Below are 22,231 nucleotides of genomic sequence, written 5' to 3' on the forward strand. Positions count from 1 at the left end.
CAACTTCCATGCTGCCAAGCGCGAACGTCCCACCTGTCCGCATGGCCGTGATCGGCGCAGGCCCCGTGGGCCTCGCCTTGGCCCTGCTGGCCGCGCGCCGCTGGCCCCAAGCCCAAGTCACGGTGTTTGATGCTCGCCCCGCCGACAAAGACGTGTCGGGCGACCCACGCACCCTGGCACTCTCGCTGGGCTCCATCCAGATGTTGCAGCAGTTGCAGGTGTGGCCCGCAGAGCACGCCCAAGCCATCATCGAGGTGCATGTGTCACAAGCGCCGCCCACCATGGACTTGGGTGGGGTGCAGCCCGAGGTGCTGATCCGCGCTGCCGACGAAGGTGTGCCACAACTGGGCGCGGTGCTGCGTTATGGCCAGGTGGTGGCCCCGCTGCAAGCCGCATGGGTAGCCACTTGCGCCGCTCACCCCGAGCGTTACAGCCTGCGCTTTGGCACGCCGGTGAAGGGCCTGAAAGAGGTGGCTGCGGGCGTGGAGGTGGATGCAGATGTGGCCGAAACCTTTGACTTGGCCGTGGTGGCCGAGGGCGGCGTGTTCGCCGAGCAAGCCCGCAAGGCCGTGACCCACGACTACCAGCAAACGGCTTGGGTCGGCACCGTCACCCTGCAGCCCCCAGAGCAGGGCGTGGGCGCCAGCCCCGGCAGCGCTTTTGAACGCTTCACCCGGCAAGGCCCGGTCGCGCTGCTGCCGCTGCCCCCCGGACCACAGACCATGCCCGGTCAGCGCCAAGCCTCACTCGTGTGGTGCGTTCCAACGGGCGACGACCCGGTGGCCGAATTGAACGACCGCCAGCGTTTGGCGGTGCTGCAAAGCTTGATCCCGCCACAAGCGGGCACCCTGACCGCCATCACACCACTGAAGTCCTTTGCGCTGGGCCTGAACGCCGAGCGCAGCTTGGTCAGCGGCCGCACCGTGCGCATCGGCAATGCCGCCCAAACCCTGCACCCCGTGGCGGGCCAAGGCCTGAACCTGGGCCTGCGCGATACCTATGCCCTGGTGCAAGCCTTGCGCCAAAGCAGCAACTTGGACAAGGCCTTGCGCCGCGTCGAATGGAGCCGCAACCCCGACCGCTGGAGCATGATCGCCGCCACCGACTTCCTGGCCCGCAGCTTCACTTGGCGCCTGCCGGGCTTGGCCGCTGCCCGCGGCCTGGGGCTGGCCGCGCTGCAGGCCTTGCCGCCGGTCAAGTCGGCGCTGGCAAGGCAGATGATGTTTGGGCGGCGCTGAGCCAGCGCCAACTGTCGCGGCACATGGCTGCCACGTCACGCTGCGCCTGCCATCCCAAGCGCTGTGCCGCTTGGCTGCAGTCGGCCCAACTCGCGGCCACATCGCCGGCACGCCTCGGGATGACTCGATAAGGGATCGGTCGACCACAGGCTTGAGCATAAGCAGCAATCATCTGCAGCACGCTCACCGCCTCGCCACGCCCCAAGTTCAAGGTGAACGAGTCGGGCTGCTCCATGAGATGCTCGAGCGCAGACACATGTCCGTCGGCAATGTCTTGCACGTGCAAGTAATCGCGCAATCCCGTACCGTCGGGCGTGGGGTAATCCCGGCCGTATACCCACAGGTGCGGCCGAAGGCCCAATGCCACCTCACCCAAGCAAGGCATCAGGTTGTCCGCAGGGCCACGCGGGCGCTCACCGATCAAGCCGCTCTCATGAGCCCCTGCCGGATTGAAGTAACGCAAAGTCGCAACCCGCCACGCCGGAAAGGCCGCCAGCAGATCCGCAAGCAGGCGCTCGCCCATCCACTTGCTGCGCGCATAGGGATGGCTGATCTCCAGCGCAGCATCTTCTCGCAGCGGCGGCGGCTGAGATGCACCATAAAGGGCAGCGGTGGAACTGAAGACCAAGCGCTGGACGTTGTGGGCTTGCATGACTTGGGTCAGCGTAAGCAGCCCCCCCACATTGACAGCCATATAGTCCAAAGGCCGCAGCAAAGACTCAGGCACAGATTTGAGCGCTGCAAAGTGCATCACAGCATCAATGCGATGGCGCGCAAAGAGTGCGGACATCGCAGCAGCATCACCCACATCGGCACACTCAAACATCAACGGCCCCGACAACAAGCGCGTCAGACCCTCCAGTACCGCCGGGTGGCTATTGGCAAAATTGTCCACACCCACCACGTCCCAGCCCGCTTGCGACAGCGCCACCCAGGCATGGGAACCGATGTAGCCGGTCGCACCGGTCAAGAGGATCTTTGCCGGCTTGCTCACGTTGGCGACACAGTCAAGTCATCCAGCGCCCAAGTACCGGCATCGGCCCATTCAGCGGGCCGGTTGAACTGGGTCGACCAGCGTATCTGCAGGGCAGCCGAACAGACCACGCTCAGACAACCCTCACCGCCAGACCAAGCCCGGGCCACGAGTTCGTCTTCTGGCTGTGCAGGGCGCACCCGCAAGGCTTGGAGCAGCCCCGGACTCACACCCAGACCGCCACGCTTGAGCCAAGCCTCCTTCAGCGTCCACAAAAGATAAAAGCCATGTGGTTTTGGCACAGCCGCCGCCGCTGTCAATGCCGGAAGCTCGGGACAAACGAGCGCCGCCAAGGCGCTACGGTCTCGTCCTGCCACCGGCACCTCGATGTCGACGCCCACGTCTTGAGCGCAAACGGCCACCAACACTTGATGTCTCGAATGACTGACCGACAAATAGGGCGGCTGGCGCAAACGGCTCCGCAACTGCGGGGCCGCCTCGCTGGGCACAGTGATGTCCCAGTCAGTGATGCAGCGGCCAGGGTCAATCTCTGTCAGCAGCTCGCGCAACAGCCAGCGGCCAGTCAAGAACTGCGCCGCCCGTTGGGCGGGCAGGGTAGCGGCCCGCAAGGCCTCCTCGGGGCTGGGCCGATAGCTGACCGGTAGCTGCTGTGTGGCAGCGGCCGCTAACCAGCAATCGCCAGCTCCAGACACGCGACAAGCTTATCGAGTGCCACCGCCAAGGGCCTTGCCGTCCGCACCGGTGGGGCCTCCGTGAGCATGGCTGTAATTGCTGATGACATAAGCACTGGCCAAGTTGGCCACACGAGTCAGCATGATGTTGTCGTGCACGCCCATGACCCAGCCAGCAGCCATAGCGTCGGCGCGCTGGAAGAACTCTGGGTTAGCGACTTGTCGGCCCTGGTTGTCGGTAATCTTCAAACGCATCAATACGCCCGAGCTCCCAGCCAAGGGGCCCAGCAATACGCGCTGGGCACCATGCTTAAATTCCAGCTCTTCGACGATGGGCTCGATCACCAAGGTGCGACCGTTTTCTGGGCGCTTGTTCCATGCCTCTAAGCTGGCACGAAGGTCCTTGTCGAGATTCTCTTGAATCTTGGCCAAACCGGGTTCGCTCAGCGGCTTGGTGGCGCGCAAGCGCTTGACTTCAATGCGTCCGAAGGCGCTGAAGACCTCAGCAGGTGGTGGGTTGGTCAGCGCAGTGGCTTTCACATGGGTCGCACAGCCGGTGGTCAACCCTGCCGATCCCAATGCCAATGTTGCAGCCATGGCCAGCCACAGCCGCCGCGAATTGGTGTTTTTGAACATAGCAGTCTCCTCCTGTTTCAAATGAGTGTTCAATTGTCTACTTTGGCGTAAGTGCCCTTGAGGGCGACACCGATGACAACCGCACCGGCATGGCATTCGAAGCTGGTGGAGTTGACGACTTCGCGCTTCTTGTAATAGCTCACGATGTCAACGACAGCATTGGCGCCGCTGGCCTTGGCTTTTTCCTGGAAAGCCATCAGGGCAGAAAGCGCCGCCCATTTGCAGCCCTCAACGTCTTCCTTGTTTACACCGTTAGTCTTCCGGTTCGACACGTCTTCAGAAAAGCGCTGCTGCACTTTAGGCGTGGCTTGACCCTTCATGAAAAATTTCACCGAGCCATCCAGCTTGCCATTTGCCTCCGGCATGGCCAGCACATCGGCAAGCGCGATCATATAAGGCGTGTCACGGGCCGCCGCTGGGGCGAGCGCTGCGACACCCAAAGTGAAGGCGATCAAGGCCTTTCTCATAGTCATCTCCATCATTGAAAGTTCGGAAGCCAAATCAGGCCCAACGCCTGAAAATCAAAGAAGTATTGATGCCGCCAAAGGCAAAGTTGTTACTCATTACCAGCTCAGTTTGCAGGCTTCGCCCTGCGCCGGTAATGTAGTCCAGCGCGCCACAGCGAGGATCAACTTCATTCAAATTCACAGTGGGTGCAAACCAGCCCTCGTGCATCATTTGAATGCTCATCCAGGCCTCGAGCGCACCGCAGGCACCCAAGGTGTGGCCCATATAGCTCTTCAGTGAGCTGATAGGTATGCGCTCGCCAAACACAGCATGGGTGGCATTGGTTTCAGCCACATCGCCGTGGTCGGTGGCCGTGCCATGCGCATTGACATAACCGATGTCTTGAGGCGTGAGCCCTGCCTCATTCAAGGCCAAGCGCATGGCTTGGGCCATGGTCTCGGCATTGGGTTGCGTCACGTGGCGACCATCGCTGTTGGTGCCATAAGCCAGCACTTCGGCATAGATACGAGCGCCTCGGGCGCGGGCATGCTCAAGTTCCTCGAGCACCAAGGTACATGCCCCTTCTCCCAGTACCAGGCCATCGCGCGCAATGTCAAAAGGCCGCGGCGTGGCCTCAGGCCGTTCGTTGTTGACACTGGTGGCAAACAAGGTGTCGAAAACCGCGGCCTCGGTAGCATCCAACTCCTCCGCACCGCCCGCCAGCATGGCCACTTGGCGGCCCGCTTGGATGGTCTCGAATGCGTAGCCAATCCCTTGGCTGCCCGAAGTGCAGGCACTCGAAGTGGTGATGATGCGGCCCGTCATGCCCAAGAAGACACCCATATTGACTGCCGCCGTGTGCGACATCATCTTGATATAGGTACCCGCATTGATGCCTTCGGTGGTTTTCTCGGTGACCATGCGGCCGAAGTCCCCCATGGACTTGGGTGTGCCTGCCGATGATCCATAAGAGATGCCCATTCGGCCGCTGGTCACCAGGGGGTCGCCCAGCAAGCCCGCATCGGCCAACGCCAGCTCCGAAGCCCGCGTGGCCATGATGGCTACCTTGCCCATGGTACGAATGGCCTTGCGGTTGTAATGGGCCGGCAGCTCGAAAGGAGCCGCGAGTACGCCCAAGCGCGTGTTCAAGCCTTCATATTGCTCCCACTCGGAGATCACCTGCACCACATTGCGGCCGGCACGAAGCCCAGCCAATACAGCAGGCCAGTCGTGGCCCAAGGGGCTGATGGCACCAAACCCCGTCACGACCACGCGCTTCATCCGAACATCCCCCCGTTGACGGAGATCACCTGGCGCGTGATGTAGCCGGCATCGGGCGACATCAGGAAGGCCACGAGCCCCGCCACTTCGGCAGGCTGACCCATGCGGCGCATGGGGATCATCTTCATTGCCTCTTCGAGCACCTCAGGGGGCAACATCTCGGTGTCGATCAGGCCCGGGGCCACGCAGTTGACTGTGATATTGCGTTTGGCCAGCTCAATCGCCAAGGCCTTGGTGGCGCCGATGATGCCGGCCTTGGCCGCGCTGTAATTGGTTTGCCCCCGATTGCCCACCAAGCCGGAGACTGAAGAGAGCGTGACGATGCGGCCAGGCTTGCGCCGCTGAACCATGGGCATGACCACAGGATGCAGCACGTTGTAGAAACTATCCAAGTTGGTGTGAACGACCTCGTCCCACTCGTCGCCGCTCATGGCGGGGAAGGCATTGTCTCGGGCAATGCCCGCGTTGCAGACGACGCCATAGTAGGCGCCATGCGCTTCAAGGTCGGCCGACAAGGCTTGCGCCGCAGCGGCACGGTCGCCAACATCGAAGCACAACAATCGGGCTTGGCGACCCATAGCCTGAATGTCGTCATGCACAGACTGCGCGGCAGCGGACGGCCCGCGGCCATGCACCACAACGTTGTAGCCCTCTCGGGCCAGTCTCAAGGCCACCTCTCGGCCAATGCCCCTGCTGGAGCCCGTCACCAATACCCAGGCGTCAGACATCAACGCGCTCCTCCCAAGACTTCGCCGGCATCTTCCGGCTCAAACACGGACACTTTGGCCTGGCACAACAGATGACCAGACGCTGAAATTTGACACTCGAACTGACCGAGCCCATTGTCGGCCATCAACTCACACCGGACCTGAACTTGGAGCGTAGTGCCATGGGCAAACAACGGGGTGTGAGCCTCATAGCGACGGGTGCCCAGCAAGAAACCCAAGCGCGGCTTACGCCCGGCGCGTTGGGCACGCACTCCCGCCCAGGCCGCAACGGCCTGCGCCATGTACTCCAGTCCCACCCAAGCCGGCATACCCTCGGGCTGCGCAAAGGGGCTGTCAGGGCGGACATCGACCTCGACCAGGGCGGTCTCATCGTCCGCCTGAAGCAGGCGATGAATCAATAGCATCCCGCCGCGGTGCGGTAGGCAAGACTGCAAGGGCGGCAAAGGGCTTAGGCTCATGGTCAATCTCTGGCCAGCAACAGAACCGCATTACTCCCACCGAAAGCGAAGGAGTGGCTCATCACCCAGTCCAAGGGTCTGCCCAGGCTATCTCCAGCCTGAGCCACCGTCAGGGCGGGCAAGGCGGGGTCGATCTGGCCATCCCACCAATGCGGCGGCAAGTGGCCCCGCGGATTGTCCGTCAAGGCCAAAATGCATAGGCCGGCCTCTACGGCACCGGCCGCAGCCAGTGCATGCCCCGTCAGGGGCTTGGTCCCACTGACAGGCACGCTCGTTCCCAAAACCTGCTGTACCGCCAGGCTTTCCATGGCGTCGTTTTGAGCTGTCGCGGTGGCATGCAGGTTGACATAGTCCACGACCTGGGGCCCTACCCCTGCCCGCGCCAAGGCTTGTTGCATGGCCTCGATAGCGCCCCGCCCTTGGGGGTGAGGCGCCGACATGTGGTGTGCATCCGAGGTTTCGCCCCAACCCGCCAAACGAATAGGGCCTGGCTCTCGACTCATCAAAAACAAACCGGCGCCCTCACCAATGTTGATGCCATGGCGGTTCACTGACAGCGGTTGACAGATTTGATCCGACACGGAATCCAGGGCGGAGAAGCCAGCCACCGTCAACTCGCACAGAGCATCTGCCCCGCCCGTCACAACCGCGTCCACCAGCCCCATCCGCAAGAGACGCGCCGCACTGGCCATGGCCTTGGGCGCCGACGAGCATGCGGTCGACAAGGCATGCACGGGGCCTGTCAGGCCCCAAGCTTGGGCGACAAACGCCGCGCCGTTGGCCATCTCTTGGACGGCATAGTCAAAGTCTGCGGGCCAGGGCTGACCTTGGGCTCGGGCCCTGGCCGCCTTCTCGCCCTCAGCCACACCCGAAGTGCTGCTACCCAGAATGACCGCCACCCGGTGCGCCCCGTAGCGTTCGCGCGCGGCCAAGACGGCCGGCTCCAAGGAGGCCATCGCGAGGCGCAGGAGCTGATTGGTACGGCTTCGCCAGCGCGCCGGAGCCTCTGGCGCCCAGGCGGGTAAAGCGTCGCAGACCACCCCCAGCGGCAGTTCCCTGCCCGGTGACCAAGCGGCACTGCGGCTTAGCCGCCAAGGCGACTCAGCGAACAGCCGCTGACGAATGTCGGTCAGGCTGCTGCCCAAGGCACAACTCAAACCGAGTGCATGGAGGTAGACAGGCACAGACATGGTTCAGCGGCAAGCGGATCCAAAGGGTAAGGCGGCGGTTTGCGTGGGCTCCGCACTGTGCGTCAACGTGTGGATCGTCAGACGATAGCCTTGCTTCGGATTGTCCAAGCTCCAGACACGGTTCGCCTCATAGTGCACGCGCAGTCTCAGCTCGCCTGCCTGTCGCAATTCACGCACATTCGTGTCAGCACTCATCGTCCATCCTGGTGGCAACGCCTGTTGCACCGCCTGCAGGGGCCAACCCGCCATCTGCAACTCGCTCAAAACGCGCTCACCGGAGAGAGGCTCGGGCGCCCACGCGGCGCGCTGTTGGTTAAGGGTGAGGCCATCCCAACTCAAGCGAGCGACGGTTTGACCCAGCGCAACCAGCGCCAGGCGAACTGCCTCGGCATCCACTTCGAGCAACACCTCGGCACTCTGTTCCGCACGCCCTTGCGTCGCCACGACGATACGCTGCTGTGCGCTGAGCACGCAACCCAGGCTGGCAGGCGACAAGCGCAGCAGGGGGAGGTCATGGCTGGTGTCTGGTGCCGGCGAGTTGGTACAGCCGTGCATCAGCAGCGCAGCCAGCATAGCCAGTGGCAGCTTCTTGCCTTGGCTCACTGCGCCGCCTTGCTAAAACGCATCAGAGAATGGCTGTAGCCAATGCCGTCGCGTACATCCTGCAATTGCAGGCCTGCAGCCTGCGCAAGGCGAATGTAGACCGAGCCCTCGTAGATCTTGCTGTTGCCACTGGCCATGGCCGTGAAATAGGGCGAGGTATTGATCAGGCAATAGGCCGCGATGTCATACCGCTGACGGTCCCAAAAGGTGTCCAGGATCAGCAACTGGCCGCCGGGCTTCAAGGCCCGCGCCGCGCGCTGCAAGATGCTGGCCATCGCGCCTTCGCTGAAGCAGCTCAGGAACTGACTCATCCACACCAAGTCCATGCCGCCAGGCAACTCAGCCTGCGTGTCCAATAGGTTGCGAGGGTGCAGTGTGGCGCGCTCACGCAGGCCGGCCTCCTTGAGCGTCATCTCGGCCAGCGCCAATTGCTGGGGCAAATCCACCATGTGCAGGTGGACTTTGGCGTCATGCTGCAACGCCACGCGTGCGAATTTTCCCGTGTTGGCCCCGATGTCCATCAACTGCAGTGGTTCCGTCTTGAACACATCCGGCAAGATGGACGGGAAGGATGTGTCGGAATGCAGGTGATCAAAGGCAAACCAACTTGTCTTGGCCGGCTCCGGGAGACGCGACAAACCTTCGTACAAGGTCGGCCATTCCCCCAGCACGCTCAGGCCTCGCGGTGCCTCCTCGTCCAGCGATGCCTCCAGCTTCATCAGCCCCTCATAGCAAATGTCATGAATGAAATCCAGGTGCACCTGAGTCATGGTGTCAGTCAGAACGCAGTAACCCGTCTTATCCAGCACATAGCGGTCAGCCTCTAGCGCCACCACCCCGGCAGAGAGACAAGACTCCAGCACCACCCGCAATGCGTAGTCAGTGCCCAGGCCTTGCGTCACCATGTCTGCCACGCTCAATCCCTCCCCGGCACTGTCGGCAATGGCTTGGAGCCAGCCTCGCTTCCACGCCAGCCGCACACAGTGAAAGACGACCGGCCCAAAGGCAATGCGCTGGGCCTCAAAGCGAGCCGCGAAGGCCTTTTGACCGGGAGGTGAGAAACGATGCGTGGTCATAGGTTAGTCCGAGCAATGGAAGAGTGAGCCGGTGGTGACACCAAGCTGAGCCGCATTAGGGGCGCCAGCAAGAGCACCCAGGCCAAGCCCGAGAGCACGGTCACCCCGAAGGCCCGCAGCGCAGGCAGGGCCGATAGCCCTAACAAGCCAAACGACAATGCCGTGCTGAGGGCCCCGACGATCACGGCCAACCAGGCGCCACCGTCGTCAGGGTGTTCCAACAAGAACACGCCGTAGTCGATACCCACGCCCAGCAGGAGCAAGAGGGCCAGCACATGGAACAGTTGCAAGGGTTGCCCTAAGAACGCCAAGCCACTGAGTGTCAAGCCTGTGGCCAGCACCGTGGGCAACCAGGCACGCCAGGCCGAGCGCCCGAAGCGCCATAGCAAGGCAGCGCCCACCACCACATGGCCCAGCACCAGCAAATAGCCCATGGTCATGCGATAGCGGGCCAACAAGGCTGAAGTATCTGCGGTCCTATCTACCCAGCGTACCCCCGGCAGGCCATCTGCGGCCGCCGACAGCAGCGGCAGATCGGCCGGTCCAAACGCGCCACGCAGCATCACCACTGATGCCATCTCGCCGCCTACCTCGCCCAGCCACATGCTGCGTGCCGGGCGAGAGGCCTCGCTGGCCCACCAAACATCCAGGGTAAGCGGGCCTGATGCCATGACAGACCGCTGCAACGGCTCACCCAAGCGGCGCCCTAACTCTGCCACGACCGCGGCTTCCAAAGCACCTGTGAGAGCTCCATCCGCCTGCTGTTGCGCTACCGACGGTAGCCAATCCGACACCGCGCGCCAGCCTTGCAAACGTCCTTGACGGACCAGGCCCGCTAGGCGCCGGGTCAATGCCTCCTCACGTTGCAACACCTGCTCAGCCGATGCCCCCGTGACCAAAAACCACTGCAGAGGGCTGGGCAGCCCGAGCAAGGAGGAGAGTTGTCTTTGCTCTTGCAGACGCTCCGGTGCCCCGCTTTGAAGCTGCCGCAAATCATCCTGGGCGCGCAAAGTCAGCGCGCCCGCGCCCAACACGGCCAACATCAGCACTGCAGCGCCCCAGCCGACCTTGGTGGCCCGCCACCGCGGCCAGTGCGGCAAGGAAGCCGCTACGCGAGTAGCCAGTGCCGTGGCGCGGGGTGCCGCCCCTCGGTCCAGGCCCGGAAACCAAGCCCACGCCGTGATGAAGGTGGCGACCAAACCAGTGGCCGAGAACACGGCCATCTGGCGCAAGCCCGGAAACGGGGCCAAGCCCAAAACCAGATAGCCCAGCACACTGGTGGCCAGTGCCAGCAGCAAGCCAGGCAGCAGGCTGTGCATCAGTCGAGGAGAGGGCACTCGCGGCTGGGCTTGCCGGGCTGAAAAGTAATGAATCCCATAGTCCTCGGCAACGCCGATCAGGCTGGAACCAAAGATCAGGGTGACCAAATGAATCTCACCGAAGCACAGGATCGTCATCGAGGTGGCCACCGCCACCCCAATCAGCAAAGATGCGGCCGTCAAGGCCAGGGGCTTGAGCGAGCGAAAGGCCAACCACATCAAGCCCATCACCGCAGCCAGCGAGCCCCAGCCAATGGTGTTGACTTCGCCATGCGCTTGGGCCGCTGCCGCTTCGGCATGCAGGGGCACTCCGCCGCGCAAGACCTTTAGATCCGGCGTCTGCGCCTGCGCCGCGATGGCGGCCCGCTCTAGGGCTTGGGCCAGCCGGCGCTCACCGTCCAATTGGGTGGCGGCGCGGTCCGACTCGTACACCATCACCAACCAGTCGAGGTCTTCACGATGAAGGTGTGCCTCGCCGTCACGCTGACGTGCTTGTACATCGCCAGCACGAGCACTCCACCAGGCTGCCCACAAACCCAACGGATCCGCAGCCCAGTCGGTCAGGCGCCCGCTGCCACCAGGCTGCATCAGGCCTGCCATAGCTCGATCTGCCCCTTGGGCGGGTGTAAGGTGCTGCAACTCCAGCCGTTGTGCAGTAGTCAGCAAACGATCACGCCATGGCGCATAGAAAGCCACCTGCCGACTCAAGGCTTGAACGTCCGCCAAAGGCTGCTCGCGCAAACCTGCATCAGCCGGCAGCGCCTGGCGCCAGGCCGCTGCAGCGGCCCGGGTGTGCGCCCAGTCTGCGCTGCCCAGAACCACAACCACCTGACGCGAGGCCTGTGCACTCCAGTGTTGGCTAGCACGCGACAAGGCACTGTCTTGGGGATCCTGCGGAAGCAAGGCCATCACGTCAGTGGTGATATGGGGCTGTGCCCAAAACCGCCACTGGTGCACCGCCACGGCTAAGACCACCAGCAGCCAAGCCCAAGCCGCCCAACGCCAACGCTGGAGCGCCTGCGACGAGAGGTTCACCCCATCAAGCAAGCCAAGCCTCTTCGTCTTTGCTCAGCGCAGGGCTGCTCAGATGGCCACTCATGCGGATGCGGCTCATATCGCCCAAGCCGTCTTGCCACTGCACTTGCCGGACCTGCTTGTCGCCCTCGATCTCCACACGCGTGGCCCACTGTGCCAGGGATGCGTCTTTGGGCAGCAGAGTCATCTGCCATGCCTCGGCCGTCTTGAGGTGCGGCGATACACTGAAACGCTGTGCCAGCACCGCCAAATCGGCACTCAAAACCGCAAACATCAGTTCGGTGATGCCGCGTACCGCTGGTTCACGCGCCGCATCCAACTGCTGCTGAACGGTGCCATCGGCACCACGGCTCACCAATCGATCGCGGGTGAGGATTAAGCTACTAGCCAGTGGCTCCAGGGTACGCCAGATCACACCGCGGCCCCTTTGCACAAGAAAGTCTCCCCGCGAGAGCAAAGGCTGCTTAAAGCCCTTGACCGTCTTACGTTGCTCGAACTGGCCACGCAGCAAGGCAGTGTTGGACAAGCGCGAGCGAATCTCGGCCAGGGCATCGCGCTCTTGGGCCCACAGTGGCATGGTCAGGGCAGTGCCCACACCGAGGATGACGCGGCGCTTCATGCCAAGACTCCAAGCTTCTCCCAGAGAATCTCTGGGCAAAGAAAACGCATCTCTCGGCTGGCAATGTCCACGGCCACTTGGATGGTGTAGGCCGTGGTCAGACGCTGACCGGTCTGGGCATCTGTGATCAAGAAGTCCACCTTCAAGCGGTTCTCCCATTCCACGATGCGCGCCCGCACTTTGAGGCGCTGCCCCAATACGGCAGAGCGCACGTATTTGAGCCGCATATCCACCACAGGCCAAGCAAAACCTGAGTCTCGCATTTCGGCATAGTTGTAACCCAGGCGAGACATCAAAGCACTGCGCGCAAGTTCCATGAACTTCACATAGTGGCCGTGCCACACCACTTCCATGGGGTCGATGTCGAAAAACGCAGGCGTCACCTCGATGTCGTGCGTTAGTCGAGCGGACAACTCCGAGCTGACCGGCAAAGGCCATCGAGTCTGGCTCATGCGTTAGGCTCCTCATACAGACCTGACCATGCCCCTTGCTGCTGAGCCTGCACCAAACTCAGCAGTTCGGCGTCCAAAGCCCTGTCCTCATCCACCAGAGCGACGCGCTTGCATAGCCCAGCCTGAAAACCTTGCAGCGCCGGGGTGAGTTGCAAGCTGGGCTCCATGTCTTGCCTCAGGCTCAAGCCTTGCCGGGCGGCGATCAGCATGCCAGCCAAGACCTGCTCGGTCAGAGTCAAGACCCTCAAGGCATCCCGCGCGGCAATGGTCCCCATGCTGACCTTGTCTTGGTTGTGACATTCGGTCGAGCGCGAAAACACAGAGGCAGGCATGGTCAGCTTCAAGGCCTCTGCGGTCCAGGCTGACACACTGATCTGCAAGGCCTTGAGGCCATGATTGATGGCTGCTCGCGCCCCCCGAGCGCCTGATAGGTTAGGGGGCAGTCCATGGTTGTATCGGGTGTCCACCAGCAAGGCGAGCTGCCTGTCCATCAAGTCCGCCACGTTGGCGACCGCGTTCTTAAGGCTGTCCATGGCGAACGCAATGTGCCCCCCATAAAAATGCCCACCGTGCAGCACTTGCTCGCTGTCGCCATCGATGATGGGGTTGTCATTGGCGCTGTTCAATTCGTTCTCAATAAGTTGCTGCAGGAACGGCAAGGCGTCCTGGAGCACACCCAACACATGTGGCGCACAGCGCAGTGAATAGCGATCTTGCAAGCGCTGTTCATTACGAGCGGGACGCGAGCTGGCCAAGTCATCACGAATGCGCTGCGCCACTTGCTGTTGACCCGCATGAGGTTTGACGGCAAAGAGGCGCTCGTCGAAGTGATGGGCATTGCCCGCACTCGCCACCACATTGCACGCGGTTAATCGTGTTGCAAGCCGCACCACAGACTCAGCGCGCTGCCAAGCCAAACAGGCCAATGCGGTCATCACCGCAGTGCCGTTCATGATGGCCAAGCCTTCCTTGGGGCGCAGGCGAAGAGGCACCAAGCCACACTCGCGCAAGGCCTCGTCTGCCGCCCAGCGCTCACCCTTCCACCACACGTCTCGCTCTCCGCACAAGGCAGCGGCCACATAGGACAAAGGAGTCAAGTCACCACTAGCGCCAACCGACCCTTCGGCGGGAATCAGCGGCAGGAGGTCATGGCACAAGAACTGTTCAAGCTGCGCCAGCAATGCCCAACTCACCCCCGACACCCCTTGACACAGCGAAGCCAAGCGAGTGGCCAAGACAGCGCGCGTCTCTTCGGGGCTGAGGAACTGCCCCAACCCACATCCGTGATAGGTGTAGAGATGATGGGGGAGTTGGGGCACCAAGTCGGCCGGAATGCTGACGGTGCATGAGTCCCCGTAGCCAGTGGTGACGCCGTAGATCACCCCATCCTCACGCAGCAAACGGTCCAGGAAGTCCGCCCCTCGCTGAATACGAGCCCTGAACTCGGGCGACTCGGACAAACGCGCCTGGGCTTGCCGACGCGACAGGGCTAGTACATCGGCAATATCAAGGCGCTGGCCATCAAACACGACCAGGGTGGTGGGGGAGGTTGCGGCGTTCATGGATGGGAAGGTGGGGGGGCGTGCTGGGGCGCACGCTGCGCCCAGAACGCGAAGAAATTGAACCACTCGAGAGGCGCCCTCACCAGCAAGGCTTCAATGCGACTCATGTAGTGCTGCGCCAGATCTGTTGCCGCTTGCACGCGCTGGCCGCGCGGCAAGCGAACCACCGTGGCCAAGGGCTCAAAAATGAGGGTGTGTTCACGGCCTTCTCGAATACAGGCCAGTAGGTACAAGGGGCACTTCAGCAAGGAAGCCAACACGTAAGGCCCGATCGGGAGTGCTGCACTGCGCCCTAAAAACTGCACGTCCACACAGCTCTGAGGTCCCATCTGAACCGGGACGCGATCTCCGGCGATCGCAACGAACTCGCCTTGGGCCACTTTCTCTGCCAACAGCACCGCCGTGGCCGGTGTGATCTCTGTCACCTGCATCAACTGCACGCCGCTGTGGGGGTTGAGCCGATTCAACATGCGGTTAAAGCGCTCTGCGTGGCGGGTATGCACCAGCACATGAATGCGCAAATCCTGGCACCGCCCGGCCAAGGCCTGACAAAGCTCTAGGCAGCCCATGTGGGCGGTGATGAAGACCCCCCCCTCACCACTGCGCACACGCTCCAGCATGGGCTCCAAACCTTCATAGCGGATACGGTCAAAGCGATAGCTGCCGCTGGTCGCCAGCGTTTTGTCGAGCAAGGTGTCGGCGAACGACAGGAAGTGGCGCAGGCTGTCACGCCAGGTGGGTGGCCGAGCGGGTACGCCGTGCTGGCGGTGCATCTGGCGCAGATAGTCAAGGGACGCCTGTCGGGCCGCACGGCGTGTGGCCCAGTAGTAAAAAACGACCGGATACAGACACACCAGAAACGGCCCACGGCCCAATAACTTGTATACCCCGTAGAGAAACCACATGCCTGCCACAAAGGTGTTCTCCCCCAACTGCGCCCAATGGGTGGCAACAGCGGGTGAGCGGCTTGCCGCATCGAGGCTCACGCCGCCACCTTGCGCCACAGGATTTTGGGCAGGCGCAGCAGCATGCCAAAGAACAATTGGGCATGCATGCGAGAGATCAAGACGTTGTCCAACCAGACCTTGAAGTGCGAGACGCCATCCTGCGGGTAGGTAACCCTCGTTGGCAAGCTGACGATGGACACCCCTCGCCAATGCAGGCGCACCAGTACCTCGCAATCAAAGTCCATGCGCTTGCCCAGACGTTCTCGATCGATGACCGCCAGCACGGGCTCCAGAGGGTAGACCCTGAAGCCGCACATCGAGTCGCGGATGTCGAGCGACAAGGTGTTGATCCACACCCAAACATGGGTGGCGTAACGCGCGATCAGGCGACCTTTGGGCACGCTCTCGTCATAGAGGGGACACCCTGTGATGACCGCATCAGGCTGTGTCTGAGACAGTGTCAGGAACTTAGGGATGTCATGCACATCGTGCTGGCCGTCGGCGTCGATTTGCAAGGCGTGGCTGTAGCCCTGGCGAGCCGCCTCTCGCAGGCCAGCCATCATCGCTCCCCCCTTGCCCTGATTGACAGCCAAAACCACCAAGGTCACCGCCTCAGGCTGCGCTGCCGCCAAACTCTTGAGCACAGCTGCACAGCCGGGTTCGCTGCCGTCATCCACCAAGATGCAAGAAAGGCCGTGCTCTCGCACGCCCGACACCATCGCTGCAATGGTGGAGGGATGGTTGTAGACCGGGATCACGGCCACTGTCTTAGGCATGGAAAATCACCCTTGCGCTGGCATGCTTTTGCTCGCCAGACAGATATTGAAAACTCAGCACCGACTTGGCGGCATCCCAATGCAAGTGCAGATGCACGCGGCAGCCCGGGAAGATGGGAACCTGGAACTTAAGCACATCGACCCGCGTGAAGACACCCGCAGGCGCAAAGCACTCGCGCCCAAGCGCAATCGCCCAATCGAGCTGAGCCACGCCAGGCAGTAAGGGGCTTCCCGGGAAATGGCCATCAAAGACAGCCAACTCCGGGACGATATCCAGCACAGCCTGTGCTTCTGTGGCGCCGCGATGCAGCCACTGGACGGAGGGTCGCTCTGGCCGAAACAACTGTGTGAGCAGTGCCTCGGTTACTTTGCCCTGGGCATTGGTAGGCAGGGTCGCGACAAAGCGCCAACGCCTCGGCAACGCCACCCTCTCGACAACTTGCAGCAAGGCCTGCTTGAGCTGGTCAGTCAAGGCCTTCTTGCCGTGAGTTTGCAAGGCCAACTCACCGGCCCCGCTGAGCACCACAACAGCAGCCAAGCGCACACGATCGGCCTCGGTCAAGGGAAGCACCTTGACCTCTCGGACGCTGTCCTGCGCCATCAACATGCGCTCTACAGCGGTGAGGGAAATGCGCTTTTCTTCGACTTTGACGATTCGATCTGCCCGGCCCAGCAATTCAAAGCAGCCGTCTTCATGAAGCCTCACCAAGTCGCTGGTCAGCCACGGTGCAGCGTCGGGGAGATTGGGGGAAGCCACCTCCAACAGCCCATCGACTTGCCGCAACTGGACCGCCGCAAATGGGCGCCAGATGTCGCCATGCTCGGCACGTTGTCTCCACGCAATGCCACCGGTTTCTGAACTACCGTAGACCTCGATCGGCGACAGGCCGGTCAGGCGATGCACCTCTTGAGATGCGTCAGGCAGCAGGGGGCCGCCGGATGAAAAAACAGCGCGTGTGTGGCCTCGCACCTGCCCCCATGGCAGAGCGTCTGGAAATCGCTTGAGGTGGGCCGGGCTGGCCACCAGCACGTTCGGCCCTTGCGACATGGCTGCCAAGATGGCCTCGGGATACTCCAGCCGACCGGCAACCAAGGCGCGTCCGCTGCTCAATGGCCAGAGCACCTGAAACAGCAGGCCGTAAATGTGCTGATGAGACACCGTCGCCAAGACCTTCAGTGCAGGGTCGCTCATCAGGCCACCAAAGGCGGCTTCCAGCGTTCGAACTTCGGCGTCGAGCTGTTTCAATTGCTTAGCGATGTCCAAGGGTTCGCCACTGGAGCCCGAGGTCTGCACCACCAAGCGATGGCGTTGCAGGTCCAAGTCGACAAAGCGCCAGGGTCGGTGCTCAGCCTTCGGGATCGGCCAACACCCCTGGGGCAAGTCCGCAGCATGAATGTCCACCGCTTCAGCCAAGCGCCGCACGGTCTGCGGCTGCGCGTCTCCGGGCAGCACCACGGTTTTGTCGGCCTGCCAGGCCCCCATCAGAGCAGCAGCAAAAGTGTAGGTATCTTCGGCCAGCAACGCCACGCGCTGCCCGGCTTGGGCTTGGAACATCCAGGCCCAGGCAGCCACATCGTGCTCAAACTCAGCACGGGTACGGGCCTGCCCAGCCACCCAGGCTACCACCGCATCGGCGCCTTGCCGACGCGTCATGACGGTGGTCAATCCTTGTTGTTCAACCATGTTCAACACTCGCCTTGACGCGCTGTCTCACGCACCACTCGATCCCGAATAACAGACCCATGAGAACGTATGCAACCACGCCGTTGTAGATCGCCCAAGTTTGCTCGTTGCAGGCCAGGGCTGTGTAGGCGGCCACGCTGCCGTTAAGCACAAAGAAGCCGCACCAAACCTGGGTCACCTGGCGCGTGTAAGCCACCGCACGAGGCGGCAGCTCAGGCTCAGACAGGCGAGCCAGTTGCTCGATCACCGGCGGCCCACGCCATAGGCTCCAGCCAAACACCAGCAGTAAGACGGCATTGACCCACACTGGATAGAGCTTCAGGGGCAACCAACCGCCCCCCCAGGCCGTTCCGGCCGCCAATGCAAGCGCTCCCACTGCCGCCAACCACCATAGCGCCTGCTGGCTGGCCCAGGCACGCAGCACCGCCAACAGCACCAGCCCCAAGGCTAGCCAGCGCGGATCCAGCACGGCGTGCCCGAAAAAAACCACGGCCGGATAGGCCACGGTGATCAAGGCCACCAGGACTGACAGCAGGGTAGCGGGTTTCACGGTCGTCGGGCTTCAACCGGCCTTGTGCATCAGGCCATGCAGCGCGTCGACAACATCTTGCACCGTGCGCACGGATTTAAAGGCTTCGGGCTGCAGGCGTCGCCCCACCAGCGGCTTGAGTTGCACGATGAGGTCCACGGCATCGATGCTGTCGATGTCCAGGTCCTCATACAAGCGCGCATCGGGTGTGACACGAGACGCTTCGATTTCAAAGGTCTCTTGAAGGGTGTTGACGATGGTCTGGAAGATCTCGTCCTTGGTCATGACTGCACCTTTTGGATGGGAGGGCTGTTTCAGGCTTTGCGGTTTGCGGCCACAAAGGCTGCCAGCGAGCGCACGCTGCGGAAGTGGCGACGGGTTTCTTCGCTGTCGGCTGACATGCTGACGCCGTAGCGCTTTTGAAGAGCCAAGCCCAACTCCAGTGCGTCGATGGAGTCGAGCCCCAAGCCCTCGACGAACAGTGGCGCTTCTACATCAATGTCTTCAGGCGTGATGTCTTCGAGTTGCAGGGACTGGATGATGATGTCTTTGATCTCTTGCTCAAGCGCTGACATGGCGGGTCTCCATCGAAAAATAGTCGGTCAAGTGGTCGGTCAAGTGGCGCGCCGCCAAGGCTTCTGAGGCGGCCTGGTGTTGAAACGGTGCCACCGCGATGTCTGACTCCACGCGGAAGACAAAGTGAGGCTTGCGCGTCGGGACTTGGTACCAGGGCTCACCCTTACCCAGGGTGGCTGGCTGCACCGTGATTCGAACCGGCGTGATGTCTCGCCCGCAGCGCACCGCCACATTGGCGGCGCCGCGCTGCAGCAGCAATCCACCGGTACGCGGGGTTCGGGTGCCCTCAGGAAAGATGATCAGGTTGCTGCCAGCATCGAGACTGGCCTGGCAGCCTTCCAACAAGCCCGCACCGGAATCATTGAACACAAAGCCTGCGGCCGTGACGGGCCCCCAGGTGGCCGGATGGCGCGCCAAAGCGGCTTTGACGATGCAGTCGGCGTTGTCAACCAGAGCCATCAAGAACACCACATCAATCAGCGAGGGGTGATTGGCCAAGATCAGCAGGCCTTGGCGCTGCAATCGCTCGCGGCCGTGCACCTCGTAGCTCAGCACGCCCAAACCGCGCATCATGCCAACAAAGCCGCGAAATGCAGCCTGAATGACGCGCCGCGCCGCCACGGCACGCCTTGCCGGCTGACGCATCAGCAAACGCATCGCAGGGAACACCAGCACACCCAAGAGCACGCCACCCAGCCCAAAGGTGAAGAAGCACAGGCCGGTGGCCAGCATGCGCCAGAGGCGCGAGAAGGACTCAGCCATGAGCGCACAGCGTCCATTCAATGCCGTCGCGCCACGCGCGCTCGACATGCCCCGGCAGGATGGCGGGGCGCAGCAGTGCCAGGCCCAACGGGAGTGAGGGGGCCAAGTTTGCTTGCGCGTCTGTGGCAACCCCGCTGCGCCGGGTCAAGGTCCAGCCATGGGCGCCCGGCTGAGGGGAGGCAGCAATTCGCCAAGCCCAGGCATAAAGGGCCTCGGGCTCGTCCTGGAAGTGCGCATAGTCCGGTGGCAGCGGCGCGTCGTAGTGCACCAGCAATACCTCAGGGGCACCATCGGCAAGCAAAGCGGCGGCCTCCACAATGCCCGCTGCTGCGCTGGCAGACCCGCCGGCCAACGCCAGCATATTGGCGCGGTCCTCTCGCACCATGGACACCATGGCGCCGATGGCATTCTGCACCGAGAGCCCAAACGCTGTCGGAGACACGGGCTCAGCTTTCGCCAAGCCGGACAGCAGCTCCAGAGAGCGGCTGGCATCACCATAGCGAGACGCGAAGATGGTGGGAAAGCCTACCGCATCGGTGGCCGCATAGGAGACCTCTGCGGCCATACGGCCCAGTGCGTTCAAGCGCCGCCGCATCATGGCGGGCATGGATTTGACCTCAGCCTGTGCCGTGCCCCGAGGAATCGTGGGCGAGCTCGCCCACGCCTGCCAGTCCTGCGCAGATGACAAGCCCGGCGCAAAAGCCGCCCAGGCATTGATGACGAAATGGACTTCCACGGGAATGCAGCAAGGTCTGATTTTGTTTTTTAGACTCGCGCCAATGTTTGGCGACCCACGGCGCGGGCAGGGCTGCCCGGGGCTCACGGGCGCTCCAAACCCGCGTCTCAAGGGCGTTTCAGCCGCCGAGAAGGGTAGAGATTGTAGTGCCGCACGGGCTCGCACTGACTGGGGTCATCCCCCCAGAAGCCGACGTCAGGCTGTGTCGGTCTTGAGAAACAAATCCCGATCCGGCGCAAAGTTGGCATAGAGCGGCAGCATCGCGCCGCCCAGGGCCCGGGCGTCGGAGCCGATCGCGCCGGGTTGGACCAAGGGTGGCACGACGCCTTCCCAGTTGGTGCGGGCCGAGGCCGCTTGGACCTCGGCCAAGAGGGCGGCGAGCATCTCGCGGCTGAAGCTGCCGTCGATGATGGTGCCCTCTAGGTCCAACAGGCAGGCCGCGCTGTTGATGGCGTGGGCAATGGCGGCCGCCGCTTGGCGCAGCCACATCTCGGTGTGCTCTCGCCACGGGCTTTGAAGCGCGCGTTCGTCTTGAACGGCTTCGGGGTCCAGGCCGGCCTGGGTGTAGAGCGACTCCAAGGTCAGCAAAGAGGCCACGGCCAAGAGCTGGGCCGGGCTCTTGCGGGTGCCGGGGGCCGTCATGCCCAAGGGCAGGGAGCCCACGGCGCCGGCATTGCCGTGCAAGCCGGCATGCAAATGGCTGTCGATGACCAGGCCGCCACCGATGAAGGTGTCGACAAAGAGATACAGGTAGCTGCGCACGCTGCGGCCGCGCCCGGCCACCAGCTCGGCCACGCAGGCGGCGGCCGTGTCCTTCATGAAGGTGGCGGGCAGGCCGGTGCGGCGCTCGACCTCGGCGGCCAAGTCCACCAAGGCCCAGGCCTGGGCCACCTCGGCAGGCAGGCCCAGCAATTGGCGCCAGCCCCCCAATGAGAGCGGCGCCGCCACACCAATGCCTTGCAGTCGCTCGCGCCCTTGCAGCCCCAGGCTGCGGGTGAACAGCCGCGTGCTGTGGGCAATGGCGTCAAGCACGGCCTTCGGCTCGGGGTAGAGATAGCTTTGGGTCTGGCGCTCGCGCACCTGGCCGGTGAAGTCCACCAGCAGCACATCGAGGCTGCGGCGGCCCACTTTGACGCCGATGGAGAACGCCCCTTCGGGGTTGAGCATCAGCGGCACCGAGGGCTGGCCCACCTTGCCCCGCACGGGTGCGCCTTTGATCAGCAGGCCTTCGTCGATCAGGCGCTTGGTGATGAGCGACACCGTCTGCGCGGTGAGATGGGTCAGGCGCGCAATCTCAGCCCCCGGCACTGGGCCATGCAGACGCACCGCCTGCAGGACCACGCGCTCGTTGTATTGCGCCAAGCCGCCTTGGCTGGAGCCCCGCGGACGCAGGTGCCGCACATCCGATGCGGCCAGGGGGTCTGCGTGAGGGTCATCAGCATCAAGGGACAAGGGCTTCTCCGATCACACCCTTCTTGAGGATGAAATTGCCATAGGGCTGCAGCTCGCCGGTCAGCACGATGGCAAAGGCGCGGCGCGTGCGCTCGTAAAACGCAAAGCGTTCCGTGGCTGCGCATTGTGCCGCGCGGGCATGGCCTTCGTGCTCCAACATGGCGATGACGGCGCGTTGCTGCGCGCTTTGCTGGCCCTGGGGCCAAGCACAGACCTGCATATAGGCCACAGGCTGCTCGACCGCCTCATCCAAGGGCATCAGCGCCAACACGGCGCGGGCCAGTTGCTCGACCGTGGCACCGGGGACTTGCAAGACCGTGCAGCCGGCGTCGCGCGCCAACGCAGCGGCGGTGAAGTTGGCATCGGCCAGCACGATCTCATCGCCATGGCCCATCTCAGCCAGCACTTTGAGAAGATCCGGCGTGAGCAGGGGTGAGATGCCTTTGAGCATGGCGAGGGG

25 protein-coding genes are annotated in these 22,231 nt (G+C 62.9%); 1 reads left to right on the forward strand and 24 read right to left on the reverse strand.

The window, feature by feature from the left end:
• The first annotated feature begins 8 nt into the window (after positions 1 to 8).
• A complete protein-coding gene (locus tag KAK11_RS01375; protein ID WP_210805395.1) occupies positions 9 to 1,238 on the forward strand; it encodes an FAD-dependent monooxygenase in 1,230 nt (409 codons plus the stop codon).
• Here the strand turns inward: KAK11_RS01375 and galE are convergent.
• The 24 genes from galE to KAK11_RS01495 form a co-directional block, all read right to left on the reverse strand.
• Positions 1,195 to 2,232 carry a UDP-glucose 4-epimerase GalE gene (galE, locus tag KAK11_RS01380; protein ID WP_210805397.1) on the reverse strand — a complete coding sequence of 346 codons (1,038 nt, stop codon included), beginning with the start codon at positions 2,230 to 2,232 and terminating at the stop codon, positions 1,195 to 1,197. The two genes, KAK11_RS01375 and galE, sit on opposite strands and share 44 nt — an antisense overlap.
• The gene (locus KAK11_RS22120; protein WP_210805399.1) at positions 2,229 to 2,924 is read right to left on the reverse strand and encodes a 4'-phosphopantetheinyl transferase family protein; all 696 of its coding nucleotides are present in this window, start codon (positions 2,922 to 2,924) and stop codon (positions 2,229 to 2,231) included. The genes galE and KAK11_RS22120 overlap by 4 nt, the downstream gene beginning before the upstream one ends.
• Positions 2,925 to 2,933: 9 nt before the next feature.
• Positions 2,934 to 3,539 carry a hypothetical protein gene (locus KAK11_RS01390; protein WP_210805401.1) on the reverse strand — a complete coding sequence of 202 codons (606 nt, stop codon included), beginning with the start codon at positions 3,537 to 3,539 and terminating at the stop codon, positions 2,934 to 2,936.
• A gap of 29 nt (positions 3,540 to 3,568) precedes the next feature.
• The gene (locus KAK11_RS01395) at positions 3,569 to 3,994 is read right to left on the reverse strand and encodes an excinuclease ATPase subunit (RefSeq protein WP_310737723.1); all 426 of its coding nucleotides are present in this window, start codon (positions 3,992 to 3,994) and stop codon (positions 3,569 to 3,571) included.
• A 46-nt stretch (positions 3,995 to 4,040) separates the two neighbouring features.
• Complete coding sequence (locus tag KAK11_RS01400) at positions 4,041 to 5,267, reverse strand: beta-ketoacyl-ACP synthase (protein ID WP_210805405.1); 1,227 nt, start codon at positions 5,265 to 5,267, stop codon at positions 4,041 to 4,043.
• Entirely contained in the window at positions 5,264 to 5,995 is a 732-nt protein-coding gene (locus KAK11_RS01405) for a 3-ketoacyl-ACP reductase FabG2 (protein ID WP_210805407.1), read from the reverse strand. Before KAK11_RS01405 ends, KAK11_RS01400 begins: the two co-directional genes overlap by 4 nt.
• Positions 5,995 to 6,453, reverse strand: coding sequence for a hotdog family protein (locus KAK11_RS01410; protein ID WP_210805409.1), 459 nt, complete (start codon positions 6,451 to 6,453; stop codon positions 5,995 to 5,997). Before KAK11_RS01410 ends, KAK11_RS01405 begins: the two co-directional genes overlap by 1 nt.
• Positions 6,454 to 6,455: 2 nt before the next feature.
• Positions 6,456 to 7,643 carry a beta-ketoacyl-ACP synthase gene (locus KAK11_RS01415; protein WP_210805411.1) on the reverse strand — a complete coding sequence of 396 codons (1,188 nt, stop codon included), beginning with the start codon at positions 7,641 to 7,643 and terminating at the stop codon, positions 6,456 to 6,458.
• A 3-nt stretch (positions 7,644 to 7,646) separates the two neighbouring features.
• Positions 7,647 to 8,246, reverse strand: coding sequence for a DUF3261 domain-containing protein (locus KAK11_RS01420; RefSeq protein ID WP_210805413.1), 600 nt, complete (start codon positions 8,244 to 8,246; stop codon positions 7,647 to 7,649).
• The gene (locus tag KAK11_RS01425) at positions 8,243 to 9,322 is read right to left on the reverse strand and encodes a class I SAM-dependent methyltransferase (RefSeq protein ID WP_210805415.1); all 1,080 of its coding nucleotides are present in this window, start codon (positions 9,320 to 9,322) and stop codon (positions 8,243 to 8,245) included. The genes KAK11_RS01420 and KAK11_RS01425 overlap by 4 nt, the downstream gene beginning before the upstream one ends.
• Positions 9,319 to 11,688, reverse strand: a complete 2,370-nt coding sequence (locus KAK11_RS01430; protein ID WP_210805417.1) for an MMPL family transporter — start codon at positions 11,686 to 11,688, stop codon at positions 9,319 to 9,321. Before KAK11_RS01430 ends, KAK11_RS01425 begins: the two co-directional genes overlap by 4 nt.
• Positions 11,681 to 12,295 carry a LolA family protein gene (locus KAK11_RS01435; RefSeq protein WP_210805419.1) on the reverse strand — a complete coding sequence of 205 codons (615 nt, stop codon included), beginning with the start codon at positions 12,293 to 12,295 and terminating at the stop codon, positions 11,681 to 11,683. The genes KAK11_RS01430 and KAK11_RS01435 overlap by 8 nt, the downstream gene beginning before the upstream one ends.
• On the reverse strand, positions 12,292 to 12,747 hold the full coding sequence (locus tag KAK11_RS01440) for an acyl-CoA thioesterase (protein ID WP_210805421.1): 456 nt from the start codon (positions 12,745 to 12,747) through the stop codon (positions 12,292 to 12,294). The genes KAK11_RS01435 and KAK11_RS01440 overlap by 4 nt, the downstream gene beginning before the upstream one ends.
• A complete protein-coding gene (locus tag KAK11_RS01445; protein WP_210805423.1) occupies positions 12,744 to 14,309 on the reverse strand; it encodes an HAL/PAL/TAL family ammonia-lyase in 1,566 nt (521 codons plus the stop codon). The genes KAK11_RS01440 and KAK11_RS01445 overlap by 4 nt, the downstream gene beginning before the upstream one ends.
• Entirely contained in the window at positions 14,306 to 15,295 is a 990-nt protein-coding gene (locus KAK11_RS01450) for a lysophospholipid acyltransferase family protein (protein ID WP_310737724.1), read from the reverse strand. The genes KAK11_RS01445 and KAK11_RS01450 overlap by 4 nt, the downstream gene beginning before the upstream one ends.
• Entirely contained in the window at positions 15,292 to 16,032 is a 741-nt protein-coding gene (locus KAK11_RS01455; RefSeq protein ID WP_210805425.1) for a glycosyltransferase family 2 protein, read from the reverse strand. The genes KAK11_RS01450 and KAK11_RS01455 overlap by 4 nt, the downstream gene beginning before the upstream one ends.
• Positions 16,025 to 17,716, reverse strand: a complete 1,692-nt coding sequence (locus KAK11_RS01460; RefSeq protein WP_210805427.1) for an ApeI family dehydratase — start codon at positions 17,714 to 17,716, stop codon at positions 16,025 to 16,027. The genes KAK11_RS01455 and KAK11_RS01460 overlap by 8 nt, the downstream gene beginning before the upstream one ends.
• Positions 17,709 to 18,266 (reverse strand): COG4648 family protein, encoded by a 558-nt coding sequence (locus KAK11_RS01465; RefSeq protein ID WP_310737725.1) that lies wholly within the window; start codon positions 18,264 to 18,266, stop codon positions 17,709 to 17,711. Before KAK11_RS01465 ends, KAK11_RS01460 begins: the two co-directional genes overlap by 8 nt.
• Positions 18,267 to 18,278: 12 nt before the next feature.
• Entirely contained in the window at positions 18,279 to 18,530 is a 252-nt protein-coding gene (locus tag KAK11_RS01470; protein WP_210805429.1) for an acyl carrier protein, read from the reverse strand.
• Between the two features lie 29 nt (positions 18,531 to 18,559).
• Positions 18,560 to 18,820 carry a phosphopantetheine-binding protein gene (locus KAK11_RS01475; protein WP_210805431.1) on the reverse strand — a complete coding sequence of 87 codons (261 nt, stop codon included), beginning with the start codon at positions 18,818 to 18,820 and terminating at the stop codon, positions 18,560 to 18,562.
• On the reverse strand, positions 18,807 to 19,583 hold the full coding sequence (locus KAK11_RS01480; protein WP_210805433.1) for a lysophospholipid acyltransferase family protein: 777 nt from the start codon (positions 19,581 to 19,583) through the stop codon (positions 18,807 to 18,809). The genes KAK11_RS01475 and KAK11_RS01480 overlap by 14 nt, the downstream gene beginning before the upstream one ends.
• A complete protein-coding gene (locus KAK11_RS01485) occupies positions 19,576 to 20,319 on the reverse strand; it encodes a beta-ketoacyl synthase chain length factor (protein WP_210805435.1) in 744 nt (247 codons plus the stop codon). The genes KAK11_RS01480 and KAK11_RS01485 overlap by 8 nt, the downstream gene beginning before the upstream one ends.
• A gap of 195 nt (positions 20,320 to 20,514) precedes the next feature.
• Complete coding sequence (locus KAK11_RS01490) at positions 20,515 to 21,771, reverse strand: ROK family transcriptional regulator (RefSeq protein WP_246498193.1); 1,257 nt, start codon at positions 21,769 to 21,771, stop codon at positions 20,515 to 20,517.
• On the reverse strand, positions 21,761 to 22,222 hold the full coding sequence (locus tag KAK11_RS01495; RefSeq protein WP_210805437.1) for an RbsD/FucU family protein: 462 nt from the start codon (positions 22,220 to 22,222) through the stop codon (positions 21,761 to 21,763). The genes KAK11_RS01490 and KAK11_RS01495 overlap by 11 nt, the downstream gene beginning before the upstream one ends.
• Between the last annotated feature and the right edge of the window lie 9 nt (positions 22,223 to 22,231).

The organism is Ideonella paludis (assembly GCF_018069865.1).
GTDB classification, from domain to species: Bacteria; Pseudomonadota; Gammaproteobacteria; order Burkholderiales; family Burkholderiaceae_C; genus Ideonella; species Ideonella paludis.

What these genes read in the sequence shown, in the direction of transcription:
- KAK11_RS01375 (WP_210805395.1), top strand. Translation starts at nt 9, where the DNA reads ATGCTGCCAAGCGCGAACGTCCCACCTGTCCGCATGGCCGTGATCGGC.
- KAK11_RS01390 (WP_210805401.1), bottom strand. Translation starts at nt 3,539, where the DNA reads ATGTTCAAAAACACCAATTCGCGGCGGCTGTGGCTGGCCATGGCTGCA.
- KAK11_RS01400 (WP_210805405.1), bottom strand. Translation starts at nt 5,267, where the DNA reads ATGAAGCGCGTGGTCGTGACGGGGTTTGGTGCCATCAGCCCCTTGGGC.
- KAK11_RS01405 (WP_210805407.1), bottom strand. Translation starts at nt 5,995, where the DNA reads ATGTCTGACGCCTGGGTATTGGTGACGGGCTCCAGCAGGGGCATTGGC.
- KAK11_RS01410 (WP_210805409.1), bottom strand. Translation starts at nt 6,453, where the DNA reads ATGAGCCTAAGCCCTTTGCCGCCCTTGCAGTCTTGCCTACCGCACCGC.
- KAK11_RS01415 (WP_210805411.1), bottom strand. Translation starts at nt 7,643, where the DNA reads ATGTCTGTGCCTGTCTACCTCCATGCACTCGGTTTGAGTTGTGCCTTG.
- KAK11_RS01425 (WP_210805415.1), bottom strand. Translation starts at nt 9,322, where the DNA reads ATGACCACGCATCGTTTCTCACCTCCCGGTCAAAAGGCCTTCGCGGCT.
- KAK11_RS01435 (WP_210805419.1), bottom strand. Translation starts at nt 12,295, where the DNA reads ATGAAGCGCCGCGTCATCCTCGGTGTGGGCACTGCCCTGACCATGCCA.
- KAK11_RS01440 (WP_210805421.1), bottom strand. Translation starts at nt 12,747, where the DNA reads ATGAGCCAGACTCGATGGCCTTTGCCGGTCAGCTCGGAGTTGTCCGCT.
- KAK11_RS01445 (WP_210805423.1), bottom strand. Translation starts at nt 14,309, where the DNA reads ATGAACGCCGCAACCTCCCCCACCACCCTGGTCGTGTTTGATGGCCAG.
- KAK11_RS01455 (WP_210805425.1), bottom strand. Translation starts at nt 16,032, where the DNA reads ATGCCTAAGACAGTGGCCGTGATCCCGGTCTACAACCATCCCTCCACC.
- KAK11_RS01460 (WP_210805427.1), bottom strand. Translation starts at nt 17,716, where the DNA reads ATGGTTGAACAACAAGGATTGACCACCGTCATGACGCGTCGGCAAGGC.
- KAK11_RS01470 (WP_210805429.1), bottom strand. Translation starts at nt 18,530, where the DNA reads ATGACCAAGGACGAGATCTTCCAGACCATCGTCAACACCCTTCAAGAG.
- KAK11_RS01475 (WP_210805431.1), bottom strand. Translation starts at nt 18,820, where the DNA reads ATGTCAGCGCTTGAGCAAGAGATCAAAGACATCATCATCCAGTCCCTG.
- KAK11_RS01480 (WP_210805433.1), bottom strand. Translation starts at nt 19,583, where the DNA reads ATGGCTGAGTCCTTCTCGCGCCTCTGGCGCATGCTGGCCACCGGCCTG.
- KAK11_RS01495 (WP_210805437.1), bottom strand. Translation starts at nt 22,222, where the DNA reads ATGCTCAAAGGCATCTCACCCCTGCTCACGCCGGATCTTCTCAAAGTG.